Raw genomic sequence first — 15,391 nt, forward strand, 5'->3', positions numbered from 1 at the left:
GCGACGGCCAATGAGCCATCGGTTGCCGCGGTTGCATTGGTCGGCGTTGCCTGACCCTTCGCGCCCGTGGCGACCGCGTCGCTCGGCGCCGCCCGGACGTTCTTTGCGCTAGCGTCCGCGGCTGCGACGGCTGCATTGGTTGCGGTAGCGGATGCCGATGCGGCCGCGGCGGAGCCGGTCGTGGTCTGCGCCGGTGCAGCGGCGGCCGACGAGGTGCCCGCCGACGAGGTGGCCGCGATCGCCGCCGCCGCAATGGCGAGCGGTGTCGTCGCATTGCCGGACCCAGCCGGCGCTGCAGGCGCATTGGTCGAGGCGATGATGACGGGAATCGCAACGGCGATCGGGTTCGGCATCGTCACGGACGGTCCGCCCGGCTGCGCCGCGGCGCTCGGATCGGCCGCGGAAGTTTTATCGGAAGACGATTTTCCGGTTGATTTCGAGGTGCTGGCTTTCGAGGAATCGGAATTCGAACCGGTCTGCTGGACCGTATTGCTGCTGGTGCTGGTATTGGCGCCGGATGGCTGACTGGCGCTGGAGTTGCCGGCGGATGAATCGTTGCTTGCGGCCTGGTTGGCGGCCGAATTGGCGGGCGGCGGGGTGTTGTCCGAGGCGGCGGGCGCGTCGTCGTAGCGGCGCTGCGAGGCGGGTTGCGCCTGCGCGGATAAGGTCGCGCTATCGTTGCTAGTGTTGGGGGTTGTGTTGCTGTCCAGCAGTGCTCCGAAATTATCGGCTCGGGAAGGCTGGTCGTACCGCGCGGGCCTTGGCGGGGCCTGGAACGACAGGTTTGTCGGTGCATCTGACGTCACGCTGGTCACGGGCGGCCTCTGGCGATGAAACTTGACCTCAGATCAGCAAGGACCGGGCCACCCCGGCTTTCAAAAAATAGTTATAGATTTCAATGGCTTAATACGGGATAGAGTAAACTGCGGAACCACGGCGGCGACTGCCTTTTCTGCCCGGCGGCAAGATTTGCCGTTCGCGGCATGTAAAAGAGGCTGGTGCGATTGCCTGAGAAGAATACGGCCTATATTAAGAGGGCTGCTTTGCAGCCATTTCCGATCAAGCGAACCCGCTTTGCCGGAAACCGCTCCAGAGCTCCATAGGCTCGCAAGCGGCTTTCCAAACGCAAACGGGCTCTTTGGTCGCAAAATGGCTTCCTGATCGCGAAGTGCTGGATGCCGCCGCGATCGCATCAATGACCGAACCATGCTCAACAGTCTGGATCTTGAAGGCCGTCCGCAGGACACAAGGGTTGTCGTCGCCATGTCCGGCGGCGTCGATTCCTCGGTCACGGCGGCGTTGTTGAAATCGGAAGGCTACGACGTCGTCGGCATCACGCTGCAGCTTTACGATCATGGCGCGGCCACCCATCGCAAGGGCGCCTGCTGCGCCGGGCAGGACATCCACGACGCCCGCAATGTCGCCGAGCGGATCGGCATCCCGCATTACGTGCTGGACTATGAGAACCGCTTTCGTGAATCGGTGATCGACAGTTTTGCCGACAGCTACGCCTCTGGTCAGACGCCGGTGCCTTGCATCGAGTGCAACCGCTCGATCAAGTTTCGCGATCTGCTGGCGACCGCGCGCGAACTCGGTGCGTCGGTGCTCGCCACCGGGCATTATGTGGCATCTCGCCGGATGCGCGATGGGTCGCGCGCGCTGATTTGTGCCGCCGACGCCGATCGCGACCAGAGCTATTTCCTGTTCGCGACCACACGTGAGCAACTCGACTACCTCCGCTTTCCGCTGGGCGACATGACCAAACCGCAAGCCCGCGAACTGGCGCGGCGCTTCGGCCTCACGGTCGCGGACAAGCAGGACAGCCAGGACATCTGCTTCGTGCCCACGGGACGCTATACCGACATCATCAGCCGCCTGCGGCCGAATGCCGTGGAGCCCGGCGACATCGTCGACCTCGATGGCCGCGTTATCGGCAGGCATCAGGGCATCGTACATTTCACCGTCGGCCAGCGGCGGGGATTGGGCATCGCCTCCAGCGCGCCGCTCTACGTGGTGCGGCTGGATGCGGCCAGCCGCCGTGTCGTGGTCGGCCCGCGCCAGGCCTTGCGGATGGATCGCATCGTGCTGCGCGATGTCAACTGGATCGGCGACGGCGCGCTGGATCGCGCGGTCGGCGAGGGTCTGGAGATTTTCGTGCGGGTGCGATCGACCCGCGCGCCGCAGCCGGCGTGGCTCCGCGCGGTTGATGGCGGATATGAAGTCGAACTCGTCGCCGGCGAAGAGGGCGTATCCCCCGGCCAGGCCTGCGTGTTCTACGATGCACCCTCGGGCCAGGCGCGCGTGCTCGGCGGCGGATTCATCCAAAGCGCGGCCGCGAAGAGCGCAGCGGCCAAAGGCGCGGCAAGGGAAACCATCGCGCCGCAGCCCTTCGTCGAGGCGATGCGCGGATAAAGTTTCAGGGCGGGGCATGGCTTCAGATATCGACCGCGCGGGGGTCGCAAAGGCTTATGGGCGCTGGGCGCCGGTCTACGATCTGGTGTTCGGCAAGGTGTTCGACCACGGCCGGCAATCGACCATTGCGGAAGCCGACAAGATCGGGGGGCGGATTCTCGACGTCGGCGTCGGCACCGGATTGTCGCTGTCGGATTATTCGCCGACCACGAAATTGTGCGGCGTCGATATCTCCGAACCGATGCTGCGCAAGGCGCAGAGCCGGGTAAGGGCGCTGGGTCTTCGCAATGTCGAGACGCTCGCGGTCATGGACGCCAGGAATCTGGCCTTTTCGGATTCATTTTTCGACGCCGTGGTGGCGCAATATGTCATCACCGCGGTGCCCGATCCGGAAGCCACGCTCGATGATTTCATCCGCGTGTTGAAGCCCGGCGGCGAGCTGATACTGGTCAATCACATCGGCGCCGAGAGCGGCCCGCGCCGTCTTTTCGAACTGGCGTTCGCGCCGCTGGCGCGGCGGCTCGGCTGGCGGCCGGAATTTCCGTGGGCGCGCCTGGTCGATTGGGCGGCCAAACACGGCGGCGTCACCCTGACCGAGCGCCGCCCGATGCCGCCGATGGGGCATTTCTCCCTGATCCGCTATCGCAAATCCTGAAATCGCGGGACGTTCGCACGGAACATCCGCCGGGCCTGGCCGTTTTCCCCGTATGCGAATGAAACATGCACTCTTTCTGTCTGGCGCCCTGTTGGCGGCACCTGGCGCGGTGATCGCGCAAGCCCCGCCGGCGCCGGCGACGCCACCGGCCCAAACCGCCCATCCTGTACCGGCGCGCGTCAGCGATTGTGCGCCGATGCAGCCGGCGCCGCCGCGAGGCACCGTCTCGCCGGAAGGCACGACCACCGGCCAGCGGGCCGAGCCGCTTGGCGATAAACTGGCGAAATCCGACGGCGTGTTGTGTCCGCCCGCGGGCGTTGACCCGGACATCCATGCACCGACGCCCGATGCGGGCAACACGCCGGTGATCCCGCCCCCCGGCAGTCCCGGTGGAGATCCCAACATCCGGCCGAAATAGAGACGGTTGCAGGCGCTTGCCGCGATGGCGGGGCTTTGCTTGACATGCCCTTGACCGGCTTCTTATATGCCGCGCGTTCGCGACTGCGGCATATAAAGCCGTAACAGCGGACGCCGTGGCGGGGTAGCTCAGCTGGTTAGAGCACGGGAATCATAATCCTGGGGTCGGGGGTTCGAGTCCCTCTCCCGCTACCACACGCAGCGCGGGTACCAGCTCGCCGAATCTTCAATGAAATCAATGAATATCGCCTTTCGCGTCGGTATCGATGTGTCCTGTGTCACAAGGATCACTCACACCGAAGGTGCGAAGTCTTGGCTCGTTCAGCATTCATTTCGCGGCGCGAAGGACGCTACATATTCCAGATCCGCACGCCGACCTGCCTATCGTCGGTCTATCGCTCGGGCTCAATCCGGCTTGGGCTTGGAATCGCGAATTACCAAATGGCCTCCACCCGGGCGGCGCGCATTGCATCCTGGATGCTGAGGATCAGGACATCGATGGCGATCCGCGCCAGGCGATGATTATGGCCAAGGCTACAGGCGTTGGCGCTTAAGCCGGTCAGTATCCAGACATCGCAGCTTTGTATGGAGAATGGCATTTCCGCTCTGCGAAGCGTTCTCTTGCTGAAGGCGACGATGACGAAGATGACGCAGACGAGGCGGATACGGAGCCAGGCGAAAGGTTTTGGAAGCAGGCGGCCGGGAGCGGCTCTCGAAGGCGCAACGTTCGGCGATAGAAGACGAAGGTCTGCAACGGTGGCTGTTTCCAGAATGGAAGGTTTACATTCTCCCCACTGGACAAGTCAGATGGTCCAAGCCGTCTCAAAAGCCCGGCAGTACGTGAAAGTAAAATTCAAATTGCAGCGGAAGGGGTTTGCCCTCCACAGCGCGCGGCACACCTTCAAAGGCTTCATTGACGATCTTCGGGCCTTGTCGGAACGATCGCGCAGGGTCGTGATGGGCTGCCAGTGCGACCGACACGTCAGGCGGCTATGGACCAAAGTCGATCACCGAGGAGCGGGCTGAGGTAATTTTAGGGTCTCTCAAATAGCACGATTGAACACATGACGACCCTCTTGCTCAGTACCAAAGAGCGAGCCGATCACGGTGAGTTGAAAATCGTCGAAGCGGGCGAAACGACGAGCGTTCGAACGATGAAAAGTTGCACATCCTGCACGCAAAACGAGCGAAACAGTATCGTTGATATGTCGTCCTTTTTGACCGAGCTTGTGCATTGTCGGCCCTTGGGATGATTTTACAGAGCCCGTTAACTGTAAATCAGCCGCCTCATGGCTTCGAAGGCTCGAGTCCTTCCTCTCCCACCATTTTGAAAACGCTAATGAATTTGCCAAATTCCTGAGTTGTCACAACCGGGTCATAAAACGACGGAAGTCGTGCGCGGCGAAAGGCGCGAAAACTGCCGATCTGCCGGTCGAGCAGCTGACTGAGTTCGAGCTGGTCATCAATTTGAGGACTGCCAAGGTGCCAGGCCTGAACGGCTGCTCGCCCGCGCCGACCGACTCTTGCCTCCGCTGGGGCTGGCGTGCAAAATTGTTGCTGAATTGCCGGAAGTCGAGGTCATGTGTCTCAACAACGCAGAGGACAGGGCCTTACGCGTGGACCTCACGCGTTGAATGTCTGCTGTAATGAATTAGAAAGATTGAATTTAGCGGATCGCCTAGCGCCATCATTTGGATTTGAGAAATGAACGAAGCAGGCTCAAAAAATCCACTCGTCTCACTAGCCATTCCTGTTTACAACGGCGAAGCATATCTCGTCGATGCTATTACGTCTTGCCTCGCCCAAGACTATGATAATTTCGAGCTTATCATTTCAGATAACGCCTCTACGGACGGCACAGAGCGGATTTGCCGCGAATTCGCTACGAAAGACGCTCGGGTAAAATATTTCCGCAATGAAAAGAACTTGGGTGCTGGCCGCAATTACAACCTGGCATTCCATCACAGCTCCGGAAAGTACATGAAGTGGTGTGCGGCGGACGACCGCATCAGTCCGAATTTTGTCAGTGCTTGTGTCGCTGTTCTGGAGAAAAATCATGACGTCATATTAGCCTATGGGACGACAATCAGTATCGATACCGCCGGTCGCGAAATCCCTCTGGTTGGGAGGGGCCGCAAGGCGCAGGATCCAAATGACGGACCGGCCATGCGCTTCCTCAAAGATCTAAACGACCGTGGAACAAATTTTGAGTGCTTCGGACTTTTCAGGCGAGAGATACTTCAAAAATCGACATTGCATCGCTCGTATTACGGTTCCGACCTTACGCTGATGAGTGAGCTGACCTTGCTCGGAAGGTTTGCGCAGGTGCCGGAGGCGATCTTCTACAATCGCGAGCATCCGGCGCGTTCGATGAATCTCAAAGACAAGAAGGTGCTGTTGGCCTGGCAGGATCCGGAAGCCGCAACTAAACACCAGCCTCGCCGGGAGAATTGGGAACGCTGGAAGCATTTGCTGGAAATTGCATTCCGACATCGGCAGACGACGCCCGCCTTCGCCGTCCTCGCCGTGATCGTCATTTGGACCACGGCTAGGGTTCGCGACAGGATAGCGGCTACGCTTGGCCAAATGACATCGGGGCTATTCAAAGGCCACGCTGTCAACAGAGAAGTGTAGTGAGACAAACGTGAGGGGCGTTTGTGAGACTTGCCAGAATGCTCCAAGAGTGCGGTCTTAGAGTCACAAAATTGGGCCGATGCCCGTCCGTTTGGCAACTTCTGTTGTTCACCCCACGTCAGTTAACCTTGCTTACGCTCAGGTGGCGCTTCCTGGAATCGGTAGTTCGGTCAGCGAAGCGTCTTTTCCCGAAAGTCCGCTCAGAACTCGTCGTATTTGCCGTCTGCGTGGATGTAAAAAGTTAAACCAGCCCGACAGAGGACAAGACATCCTTGAATATCGTCTCGCTCTGGGGGCGACAGGACTGGTCGCTCAAGATCCCTTCTAAGGTTCCAATTCGTCCGACGGAAATCGTCGGCTGGAAAACCAACGACGAATGGCTCGCGCTGCATCGATGTGCTGACGAAAGCAAGCTTCAGCCTTAAAAAAGGCGAGTGCCTGCTCGCCGTGTGTTACCTAGGCTCGAGTCATAAGCTTTTTTGCCTTTTCAAGGGGGCTCAAATGCAAGAGCAATCACGGAATGTATATTCCGAAATGTGGTCAGAACTGCATCGAACAAATCACGCGGCGTCATCGAAGCTGCTGAACGTTGACAAAGAGATAGGGTTTAAGGAGGCACATAACCATTTCTCGTCGTTGCAGCCTCCGGATCTGCTGAAGCTGCAGAACTTGAGCTCGCGTGACAGGGAGCGCCTTATTCGGCAGGGGATATCGCCAGTTTTTTTAAGAAGCAACTTTGGAAAATCATTCGGAGTACACTATCTCGATAAGCGAGCGTTTCAGATATGGGCCGTCAAACATAAATCCGTTCGTGCCGTGTGCCCATTTACCGGGCGCATACTTTCGTCCGGCCACTCGTTGCTTGCAAATATAAACACCATTTTCTACCGTTTCGTAAGCGAGCAGATATTCTACATTATTGTTAGCGGAATTGGTTCGGGCTTTAAGAAGAATGCGATCTATTTTCCTGATGATGAATTGATTGTCACATTAGGAGATCCATGGGGGTTTCAGCAGGAGGAGGTGGCCGAATTAAAGGCCCGCATGGTGAGTAATTTTGGGCTTTGCCGCAGCTATTGCTATGCAGGTCCGAATCCGATGGCTCCGGTTGCCGTCTGTTTGGGTTTTTATCATTTTGGCCACCACGTATGGAACGAATTGTCCGGCATACAACGGCTCGTCAGCCATCGGTCGTTGAAGCATGTTGACCGGTTTATTGTGATGCGCGAGCCTCTCGGACCACTGGAGCACATATTTCCCGAGATCCAAGCGAAAACGATCGATAGAAAAGCGACAGCCGACGAGATTTTCAGGGAAATCCTGGAGAAACGATATTTGGCGATCCGAGTTGGAGCCAATTTCATTCCGCGCGCTGTGCTCGAGCGGGTCAACAGGGTAGCGAAAGCTCATTTGTCGGCAGATGCTCGACGAGAAATTAATGCGGCTAAACAGCAGCACCGGCCGTTGCTCTGGATAGGTATCCGAGTCGGAAATCGTATGTGGGCAGATCAGGCTGAAGGCATAGCTTGCCTGATATCGGGATTGATCAACGGTTATCCTCAACTCGGTGTGGTTTTCGACGGCTTTTCAATCCCCGCCGATCGTAGTGAAGCATCAGAAAAAGTCGAATATGCCTCGATTATCGACGAGGAGAATGCTGTAGTTGACGCGGTGAGGAGAAAGCTCCGCGATCGCAATATTCAGATCGTCATCTTCAACATTATTGGCCGCACGATCTTCGACGCGATCGAATGGGCCCACGCCATTGACGTCTATATCAGTCCGTTTGGTACCATACAGCACAAGGTTGGGTGGTTTGCTAACAAGCGGGGCATTATTCATAGCAATTTGAACCTGCTCGGTACCGACTTCATTTGGACCTCGATCGAAGACGCAAAGACTCCCAATTATGTCAGGGCATCAAGTGTCGTCGACGTTCCATCAGGTCTAACGGGAGAAACCATCTATAAGAGTACCAATGATCGACGCGAAATAGGGACTGGCGCCGTAGCAGCGGACCGAAAGGTTGCAAGGAATCCGGAGTTCAATAACTACACCATTGAAGGCAACGCTTTGCTCGAGGATGTACTGGCACTTCTTGAATCGCCAGCGGAGAAATCAACGGCGAATATTGCCATCAAGCGCAAACTTATCGAGCGCAAACTCAGGCACTTTCTTCAAAAAGCGGTGCCGAAATTCGACGTCAGGGGGCTATAGCAGGCCTGCTGAAAAATTAGTCTGGCGGAGAGATCACTATCGGCGTGGCGGCGATTGAAGCCAAACTGAGAGCGGGCTTCGCTGCTATTGGGCTGAAAGAGGCTCCCAACGTCCAACGAAAGAACCAGATTTTCAACCTCCCGAAAATTCACATCAGGTGAACCCCATTGGGCTGAGCGCGACGATCTCCGGCCTGAGACCCGTTTCCTTCAGGCTCAACTCGATTTCGGGGACATAGATTGGATTCATCACGATCACTAAATCCGCTGGCTGATCAATGAGCGCTTTCGGGGCGATCACGGGATGCCCCGTCCCCGGCATGAACTTCCCTTGCTTAAAGGGATTGACGTCCACCACCGCCGCTATCTCTTCGGTCAGTCCGAGCGTGGTCAGAAAGGACACGCCCTTCGATCCCCCGCCCCACAACACAATCCGCTGTCCGCATTTCCACGCCGAGCGAACGCGTTTTCGCCAACCGTCCTGAACCTGCCGCACTCGCTCCGGAAAGTTCGCTGCGAGGCATTGCAGCTCTGCGAGGTCCTGCTCCAGCGCAAGGCGAGGCGGGGAATGTCGGGACACCGGGTTGGCATATTGAATGATGTACTGATCATCGTAGGCGAGGCGAAGCTCGGTTACGTCAAAGCCTTCCTGGCGAAACAGCCTGGCATGCGCTCCCGGGCTGAAATACGAGCAGTGCTCGTAGTAGATGTCCCAGAAAGCGCCTTCAGCAAGCACGCGCTTGGCGTCGGGGGTCTCAAAGAACACGGCGGCGTCGTCGCGCTCACCGATCATCCTGCGGATCGAGCCAACAAAGCTTCGAACTGGTGCGATGTGCTCGAGCGTGTGACGACAAACGATGACATCGGCCTCGAGGTGCTCGTACTTTTCCGAAAAAAGGTCGGTGATGAAGCGAACCTTGTCGCTCGGCGTCAAGCGTCCCTCGTCGGCCCTATAGCCGGGATCGATCCCGAGCCCCGTAGCACCGTCCACATCACAAAGCTCCCGGAGGAATTCGCCTTTGCCGCAACCGATCTCAATGACATGCTTGCCGGCTATCGCGCATTTCTCGGCAGCTTCGCGGGCCAGCTGTCTGGCAAACGCATTGAAAATGCCGGAGAAGTGCTGGGATTCCTCGAAGTTGGTCGAGTACCTCATCACAGCTTCATCGAAAATGTGGTTGAACACGAAGCCGCAGGAGTCGCAGCAGGCAAGCTCCAAGTCTCTCCGAGTCAAAGCACGCGCCGCCTCGGCTGTATCCAGGAGAATGCAGCTATGAATCGGAATCGACGGTACGCGGTATAGTATCCGCGTAACTGCAGTAGAACATGAGGGGCAAACGCGGCGAGTGAGCGCGCCCGAAGGACTGCCTGAGTTTGCCAACTATGATCCAGAGATGGAAGTAAGGCCGCTTTCGCTCGCAGGGCTGTCGGGCTTGAACACGAGAACGGCACCTTCCGGGATCTCGCCGCTGTCGTACCGCGCCACGAACTGGTCAGGCATCGCGGCATCGTCAGAGCCGCGACGAAAGTCGCGCAGACTGGTTCCCGTTGCGCGGGTGTCCACGTTAGGGGCGCTTCGACCATTCTCCAGATCAGTGAGATCGACCGTACGGAAGTCGATGCTAAATCGCGTCAACCCTGACGTATTTGGCACAGTCGAATGCATCTGCGCGCCAGAAAACAGGATTAAGCCTCCCGCCGGACAAACAATCCGGATCTGATCCTCGATGTCCATTGGTTCTCGTGGACCGGGTTGCTTCCGGGTGTCGGCCTTGATGTGCTTCACAGCTTCCTTTCGGCCGACCGCGTTGTATTGATAATAGTTGAAGTGCTCCGATCCGTTGCTGACCGGCTTCGTCCAGTAATTGGGATGAAACGCCATCCCTGACTCCGGCGAAAACTCGTAAATCGGCAACCACCAGTTCAGCTGGGCCATCGGGGCAGACCACCACGTATCCCGGTGCGGCGGAAAGGCGTAGCCAACTCCCGCAGTCAGGTATTTGTCGCTGGTCGCGCCACGCAGCCGGGGCACGTCCACGTGTACCGTATTCAGATCGCCGCCGAGTTCTGCAACCACGTCGCGTAGGAGTGCGGCAGTCTTTGGATGGTGAATGAAATGTGGTTTGAGAGGCCCAAAAATCTCGACGAACCTTTCAACGGACAACTCGAATTGCGCGGTCCGGGGGGGAAGCGGGGCAAAGGCTGCTTCAATGAGTTCGCGAGCAAAATCGACAAGCGCGAGGGTCGACGGCCGCGGCGAAAAAACGAAAATATCCCCCGCGAATATCTTGCCCCGCCGCTCCGCATCAGTCATTTTCGAGTCGAAATAAACTGCGGTCATGATTTTCATCCGGAGTTGGCGTTATCCGAAAACCCAAAATATATCAGATCCCGGCTTGCGTGGAAATAGGGTCAAATTCCCCACGTGCCGTTGCGCAGCTCCATCCCGCGACCCTCGGATCTCAAGTAGGCCCTGAACCAAGAGGTTTCTTCGCGTGTCGTTCAAGCCTGGGAAATTTCCAAATTGCGGTCCAGCGCTGACGCCATCTCCACGATCTCCTGGTAGTAGACAGGATTCATCACGATAACCGAGCTGATGCGGCGTCCGACCAATTCCGCCGGTGGAACAATCGGGGTGCCTGTCCCTGACGCATAACGACCTTGTTTGTGCGGATTGAGATCGATCACCGCATTCATCGCGCTTGCGCCGGGGACCACGTTCAGGAAGTTGACGCCCTTGGCCCCCGCGCCCCATACCGCCGTCGACAAGGGTCCGCGGTCAGCGATGTAATCCCGCCAGTAACTAATTTTTGAACGATAGATCTTGTCAAAATCTCCTGCCAGTTTCTCAAGCGGCAGCACATCCGACGAGAATGCCCGAGTTTGCGGTTTGCCCGTCCTTGCCTCAACATAAAGAAATTGTTCGCCGAATGTTGCCCCCGCATTCACGACCTCGAATCCCGCGATATTGAGCGCCGTACGGAACGAGGGTGGCGTGAAATAAGAAACATGCTCGTAAATCAGATCCCAGATTCCCAGCTCGCGCAGGGTGTAAAGAGCGTTTGGCACTTCAAAGTAGAAAACCGTGTCTGGACAAATACTGTGATGCGTATTCAAAGCCCGTAGAAAGGAAATCGGCTCGGCCATGTGCTCGAGCACGTGTCGGCATGCCACAAGGTCCGGAGCTTCACCCGTATAGGTTTCGTCGAACCAGTTTTTGACGAAGCTTACCCCGGTAATATCTTGTGATCGCTGCTCGAAGCTCTTGTCAAAGCCGACACCTCTGGCGCCGCTCAAAGAGCAGACACACCTGAGGAAGCCACCTTTACCACAGCCCACGTCAATGATCAGCTTTCCGGCGAGATCGTAGCTTGCGTTCAGCCGTCGCGCCAGTTCATCCTCGAAAGACACGAACCTCGGTGAGAAATCCAGGGAGGAATCGTAGCTCTGCGTATAGCGAACCTTGCGCTCATCGAAGGCCGAATTGAAAAAGTGTCCGCAGTCACGACACAAGCAACCATCGAAGCGACCGGTCTCCGATCTCCTCGCAGATGCCGCATCCGCGTGGAGTTCATTACACAGCACCGGCAACCTGTCGATCAGGACAGCGCTCAATAAATTGCCGCTATTGCACACCGGACACTTCATGCAGATTACTCGCAGTCGACCGTGTCTCGCCTCCTGCCATCGTGGGGCACGTAACGGCAATCTTCAATTGACCGTAAGCGTGGCGCCGGTGTGCCGAATCGCAAGGCTGTTTTCATATGACCGTTGGCCAGGGAATAGGAATGATGAACTTTCCACCGCGCGCGCGGTACTCCCGTTGCTGATCGAGAATTTCGTCCGCGAAGTTCCAGGCAAGCAGCAGGACGTAATCAGGCTGGACCTCTAGAAGCATCTCGGTCGGGCGGATCGGAAGCTGTTGTCCGGGCATATACTTGCCTTGCTTGTGGACGTTGCGATCGACCACAAAATCAACGAGATTCCGGTCAATCCCGACAGTGTTAAGCAAGGTCGCCCCTTTGGCCGCCGCCGCATACGCTGCGATAGATGCTCCTTGCGATTTCAAACTGCGCAGCAGCTTGGAAAGTTCCCGCTTCAGGGTGTCGACTCGTGCGGAAAAATCGCGGAAGTATCCGATCCTATCGAGCCCCCGTGCCTTCTCATGCGCAAGCTGCGTCTTCACGCTTGCGTCAACGCGCTCCTCTGGCTCGACGTACAGGCGAAGCGAGCCGCCGTGAATCGCAAGATGCTTGATCTCGTTGAGATAGAGGCCATGACGGCGAAACAGCCTATCGAGCGCAGTGACCGAGAAATAGCAGAGATGCTCGTGGTAAATCGTATCAAATTCGCAATGCTCGATTAGCGGCTCGATGTAGGGCGCTTCGATCACAGCCACGCCATCGTCCTTTAGAATGCGGCGGATCGCAGCGACAAAGCCGTTGGTGTCTGCGACGTGGGCGAGCACATTGTTGGCATGGATAACATCCGCGCGTATGCCTTCCGACCTCAAGGTCTCGGCGAGTTCGCGGGAGAAGAAAGCGCAGCGCGTCGGCACGCCAAGCTTCTCGGCCGCTTGGGCTGGACCTTCCGCCGGATCTATGCCGAGCACCGGAATTCCACCCTCGACATAGTTTTTCAGCAAATAACCGTCGTTACTTGCTAGTTCGATGATGAAGCTGCCGGGTCCAAGCTCGCGCCGCGCAATGAGTTCGAGCACGTTCTCGCGCGAATGCTTGAGCAGCGCGGGAGAGAAGGACGAGAAATAGGGATAGGCGTCGGCGAAGAGAATCTCCGGGTTCGCCGTCTCAGTGATCTGCACCAGACTGCACTCGTGGCAGAAGGCAACCTGGAGAGGAAACGTGAGCTCTCTCTTGCCAAGATCGGCCTCTGCCAGAAGGCGATCGGCGAGCGGTGTCTCGCCGAGATCAAGGAACGTCTCCAGCCGCGCGCTGCCGCAAGACCGGCAAGCCACCTCTCTTACTGAATTCGCCATCTTGCTCGCAACTATTCAAATCAAAACGGAACGGGCGAGAGCTGGAACACGGCGAAGCTCGTCATCGATCTCTCCGTCGCGTATCAATTTCTGGATGTGGGCGATGCGCCTGAAGCGCTCGCCTTCAAAATCGTCGAGCGTAAGGCCTGTCCTGCAATACGCGTCGTAGAGCTGCTCGACGCCGCGTCGCGCAGTCCACTGCGGTTTGAACGCGTGGAGGCGCCGGGCAATGTAATTGCAATCGACACGGTAGCATCGCAAATCGGGGCCGGCGTCGGGCGCAAATTCGATCTTGCTGTTCGGAACAATCTGTTTCACCAGCTCCGCGATCTCGCGAATCTGATAATTTTCGGTCGTCACGCCGACGTTGAATGCCTGATTGTGAATGCGATCGCGATCCGCTTCGAGGACGGCAATATAGGCAGAGGCGATATCCTCCACGTGAACGATGGGACGCCAGGGCGAGCCGTCGCTCTTGAGATAAACCTGGCCTGTCGTAAAAGCCCAGGCCGTCAAATTGTTGACGACGAGGTCAAATCGAATTCGCGGCGACAACCCATAGGCCGTGGATGCCCGCAGAAATGTCGGGCTAAAGGAGTCGTCGGCCATTGGAGCCACGATCTGCTCCGCTTCGGCCTTCGACTTTCCGTAGGGCGTCACCGGATTGAACGCCGCACTCTCATCGAGAAAGTCGGAGCCGGACGCTCCGTAACAGCTACACGAGGAGGCATAAAGAAATCGGGATACGCCGGCCCTTTTGGCCAGTTGGGCGAGCCTCACCGACGCCTTGAAATTCACGTCCTCCGTGAGACTGGGGCGATAATCTCCAAGCGGATCGTTGGATAATCCGGCCAAATGGATGATGGCATCGAAGCCCGCGACGTCGTCGACCTCCGCGTCACGAATGTCCTTGTCGATGGTCGGCACCGCGGCAAGTTCGCCCGCAAAGTTGCACGACCGGTAGAGGTCACTATCCATTCCCACCACGGAGTGATTGCGTTCCAGCAGCCTGAGGGTCAGGACCGCTCCGATGTAGCCGCGATTTCCTGTCAGCAGAACCTTCATTGATCTTGGTCCTTCCAGAGTTTCCAGGGCGGGTTGCCGCTCTCCCACAACCGCTGCAGAACCGTTTTTTCACGAAGCGTGTCCATGCATTGCCAGAACGATTCATGGCGGAATGCCATTAATTGCCCGTCGGCTGCGAGCCGCTGCATGGGCGCGTATTCGAACATGACCTCATCGCCGTCGATGTAGTCCATCACACCCGGCTCCAGCACAAAGAAGGCACCGTTAATCCAGCCTTCCGCAGCCTGCGATTTCTCGTTGAACTCGACAACGCGATGACCGTCGAACTCAATATGTCCATAACGCGCGGGAGGGCGGACCGCAGTCATCGTGGCGAGCTTGCCGTGTGAACGGTGAAAGGCAAGAAGCTTGTTCAGGTCGACGTCGGAGACACCGTCACCCCACGTCAGCATAAAAGTATTGTTGCCCATCCATTTCGTTAATCGCTTGATGCGACCGCCGGTCCCCGTCCTGATCCCGGTATCGACGAGGTCGACCGTCCAGTCGGGGATGGAGCTCCCATGCCGCTTGATTTCTCCCGTCGCCATGTTGACGGTCATGCTGCCATTGAGGCTGTTGTATTCCGCAAACCAGCGCTTGATGTGGTCACCCTTGTAGCCGAGCGCGACCGCAAATTCCCGGTGACCGTAGGTATGATAATACATCATGATGTGCCACAAAATCGGCATGCCGCCGATTTCAACCATCGGTTTAGGCCGAATTTCAGTCTCTTCAGCAAGGCGGGTTCCGAATCCGCCGGCCAGTATTCCGACCTTCATACGTTCCTCCGCACAAAATCGGCATTGGCCCGTCGCAAGCGCAAAATGTGTGTTAACGGGCCCGGCTCAAAATAAGGCAATGTCCCGAAAAGAGAGGTTCTCTAGCTAAAGTTGATAAAACTCGCGGCGGTCGCAGCCGCCAGATGATACCCGGTGGATCGTTCGAATCTGCCCTCGGCTAACCCCGGACAGCGGTTCATCCCTGCCTAATTTTCCT

General features: G+C 57.5%; 15 protein-coding genes and 1 tRNA gene. 8 read left to right on the forward strand and 8 right to left on the reverse strand.

Going from position 1 to position 15,391, the window contains the following annotated elements:
• Positions 1–66: 66 nt before the first annotated feature.
• The 5 genes from B5527_RS06415 to B5527_RS06435 all read left to right on the forward strand — a co-directional run bounded on the left by B5527_RS06415 (position 67) and on the right by B5527_RS06435 (position 3,679).
• On the forward strand, positions 67–525 hold the full coding sequence (locus B5527_RS06415; RefSeq protein ID WP_079600543.1) for a hypothetical protein: 459 nt from the start codon (positions 67–69) through the stop codon (positions 523–525).
• A gap of 681 nt (positions 526–1,206) precedes the next feature.
• The gene (mnmA, locus tag B5527_RS06420; protein ID WP_079600544.1) at positions 1,207–2,412 is read left to right on the forward strand and encodes a tRNA 2-thiouridine(34) synthase MnmA; all 1,206 of its coding nucleotides are present in this window, start codon (positions 1,207–1,209) and stop codon (positions 2,410–2,412) included.
• 16 nt (positions 2,413–2,428) lie between these two features.
• The gene (locus B5527_RS06425; RefSeq protein WP_079600545.1) at positions 2,429–3,067 is read left to right on the forward strand and encodes a class I SAM-dependent methyltransferase; all 639 of its coding nucleotides are present in this window, start codon (positions 2,429–2,431) and stop codon (positions 3,065–3,067) included.
• A gap of 52 nt (positions 3,068–3,119) precedes the next feature.
• Positions 3,120–3,485, forward strand: coding sequence for a hypothetical protein (locus B5527_RS06430; protein WP_079600546.1), 366 nt, complete (start codon positions 3,120–3,122; stop codon positions 3,483–3,485).
• Positions 3,486–3,602: 117 nt separating this feature from the next.
• Positions 3,603–3,679 (forward strand) — tRNA-Met (locus B5527_RS06435).
• A 239-nt stretch (positions 3,680–3,918) separates the two neighbouring features.
• Here the strand turns inward: B5527_RS06435 and B5527_RS43510 are convergent.
• Together B5527_RS43510 and B5527_RS43515 are read right to left on the reverse strand one after the other, a co-directional pair.
• Positions 3,919–4,083 carry a hypothetical protein gene (locus B5527_RS43510; RefSeq protein WP_154072052.1) on the reverse strand — a complete coding sequence of 55 codons (165 nt, stop codon included), beginning with the start codon at positions 4,081–4,083 and terminating at the stop codon, positions 3,919–3,921.
• A gap of 444 nt (positions 4,084–4,527) precedes the next feature.
• Positions 4,528–4,719, reverse strand: coding sequence for a hypothetical protein (locus B5527_RS43515; protein WP_154072053.1), 192 nt, complete (start codon positions 4,717–4,719; stop codon positions 4,528–4,530).
• 469 nt (positions 4,720–5,188) lie between these two features.
• Between B5527_RS43515 and B5527_RS06445 the strand changes: the two genes are divergently transcribed.
• The 3 genes from B5527_RS06445 (at position 5,189) to B5527_RS06450 (ending at position 8,335) form a co-directional block, all read left to right on the forward strand.
• On the forward strand, positions 5,189–6,118 hold the full coding sequence (locus tag B5527_RS06445; protein ID WP_079600548.1) for a glycosyltransferase family 2 protein: 930 nt from the start codon (positions 5,189–5,191) through the stop codon (positions 6,116–6,118).
• Between the two features lie 272 nt (positions 6,119–6,390).
• Positions 6,391–6,543, forward strand: coding sequence for a hypothetical protein (locus B5527_RS43520; RefSeq protein WP_154072054.1), 153 nt, complete (start codon positions 6,391–6,393; stop codon positions 6,541–6,543).
• Between the two features lie 76 nt (positions 6,544–6,619).
• Complete coding sequence (locus B5527_RS06450) at positions 6,620–8,335, forward strand: hypothetical protein (protein WP_154072055.1); 1,716 nt, start codon at positions 6,620–6,622, stop codon at positions 8,333–8,335.
• A 153-nt stretch (positions 8,336–8,488) separates the two neighbouring features.
• On the opposite strand, the gene B5527_RS06455 is transcribed toward B5527_RS06450, so the two are convergent.
• The 6 genes from B5527_RS06455 to rfbF all read right to left on the reverse strand — a co-directional run bounded on the left by B5527_RS06455 (position 8,489) and on the right by rfbF (position 15,174).
• Positions 8,489–9,715, reverse strand: coding sequence for a class I SAM-dependent methyltransferase (locus B5527_RS06455; RefSeq protein ID WP_245332520.1), 1,227 nt, complete (start codon positions 9,713–9,715; stop codon positions 8,489–8,491).
• Positions 9,716–10,684, reverse strand: coding sequence for a hypothetical protein (locus B5527_RS06460; RefSeq protein WP_197689276.1), 969 nt, complete (start codon positions 10,682–10,684; stop codon positions 9,716–9,718).
• Between the two features lie 152 nt (positions 10,685–10,836).
• Complete coding sequence (locus tag B5527_RS06465; RefSeq protein WP_154072056.1) at positions 10,837–11,982, reverse strand: class I SAM-dependent methyltransferase; 1,146 nt, start codon at positions 11,980–11,982, stop codon at positions 10,837–10,839.
• Positions 11,983–12,094: 112 nt separating this feature from the next.
• Positions 12,095–13,330, reverse strand: coding sequence for a class I SAM-dependent methyltransferase (locus B5527_RS06470; protein WP_079600550.1), 1,236 nt, complete (start codon positions 13,328–13,330; stop codon positions 12,095–12,097).
• A gap of 15 nt (positions 13,331–13,345) precedes the next feature.
• Positions 13,346–14,395 (reverse strand): NAD-dependent epimerase/dehydratase family protein, encoded by a 1,050-nt coding sequence (locus B5527_RS06475; RefSeq protein ID WP_079600551.1) that lies wholly within the window; start codon positions 14,393–14,395, stop codon positions 13,346–13,348.
• Positions 14,392–15,174, reverse strand: coding sequence for a glucose-1-phosphate cytidylyltransferase (rfbF, locus tag B5527_RS06480; RefSeq protein ID WP_079600552.1), 783 nt, complete (start codon positions 15,172–15,174; stop codon positions 14,392–14,394). Before rfbF ends, B5527_RS06475 begins: the two co-directional genes overlap by 4 nt.
• Positions 15,175–15,391: the final 217 nt, after the last annotated feature.

Origin of the sequence: Bradyrhizobium erythrophlei (genome assembly GCF_900129425.1) — a bacterium.
Classification (GTDB): Bacteria; Pseudomonadota; Alphaproteobacteria; order Rhizobiales; family Xanthobacteraceae; genus Bradyrhizobium; species Bradyrhizobium erythrophlei_C.

Bases quoted from the DNA above. Each gene is read 5' to 3' on its own strand.
- B5527_RS06430 (WP_079600546.1), top strand. From the start codon at position 3,120: ATGCGAATGAAACATGCACTCTTTCTGTCTGGCGCCCTGTTGGCGGCA.
- B5527_RS06470 (WP_079600550.1), bottom strand. From the start codon at position 13,330: ATGGCGAATTCAGTAAGAGAGGTGGCTTGCCGGTCTTGCGGCAGCGCG.
- B5527_RS06475 (WP_079600551.1), bottom strand. From the start codon at position 14,395: ATGAAGGTTCTGCTGACAGGAAATCGCGGCTACATCGGAGCGGTCCTG.
- B5527_RS06465 (WP_154072056.1), bottom strand. From the start codon at position 11,982: ATGAAGTGTCCGGTGTGCAATAGCGGCAATTTATTGAGCGCTGTCCTG.
- rfbF (WP_079600552.1), bottom strand. From the start codon at position 15,174: ATGAAGGTCGGAATACTGGCCGGCGGATTCGGAACCCGCCTTGCTGAA.
- B5527_RS06445 (WP_079600548.1), top strand. From the start codon at position 5,189: ATGAACGAAGCAGGCTCAAAAAATCCACTCGTCTCACTAGCCATTCCT.
- B5527_RS43515 (WP_154072053.1), bottom strand. From the start codon at position 4,719: ATGCACAAGCTCGGTCAAAAAGGACGACATATCAACGATACTGTTTCG.
- B5527_RS06425 (WP_079600545.1), top strand. From the start codon at position 2,429: ATGGCTTCAGATATCGACCGCGCGGGGGTCGCAAAGGCTTATGGGCGC.
- B5527_RS06450 (WP_154072055.1), top strand. From the start codon at position 6,620: ATGCAAGAGCAATCACGGAATGTATATTCCGAAATGTGGTCAGAACTG.
- mnmA (WP_079600544.1), top strand. From the start codon at position 1,207: ATGCTCAACAGTCTGGATCTTGAAGGCCGTCCGCAGGACACAAGGGTT.
- B5527_RS06460 (WP_197689276.1), bottom strand. From the start codon at position 10,684: ATGAAAATCATGACCGCAGTTTATTTCGACTCGAAAATGACTGATGCG.
- B5527_RS43510 (WP_154072052.1), bottom strand. From the start codon at position 4,083: ATGCCATTCTCCATACAAAGCTGCGATGTCTGGATACTGACCGGCTTA.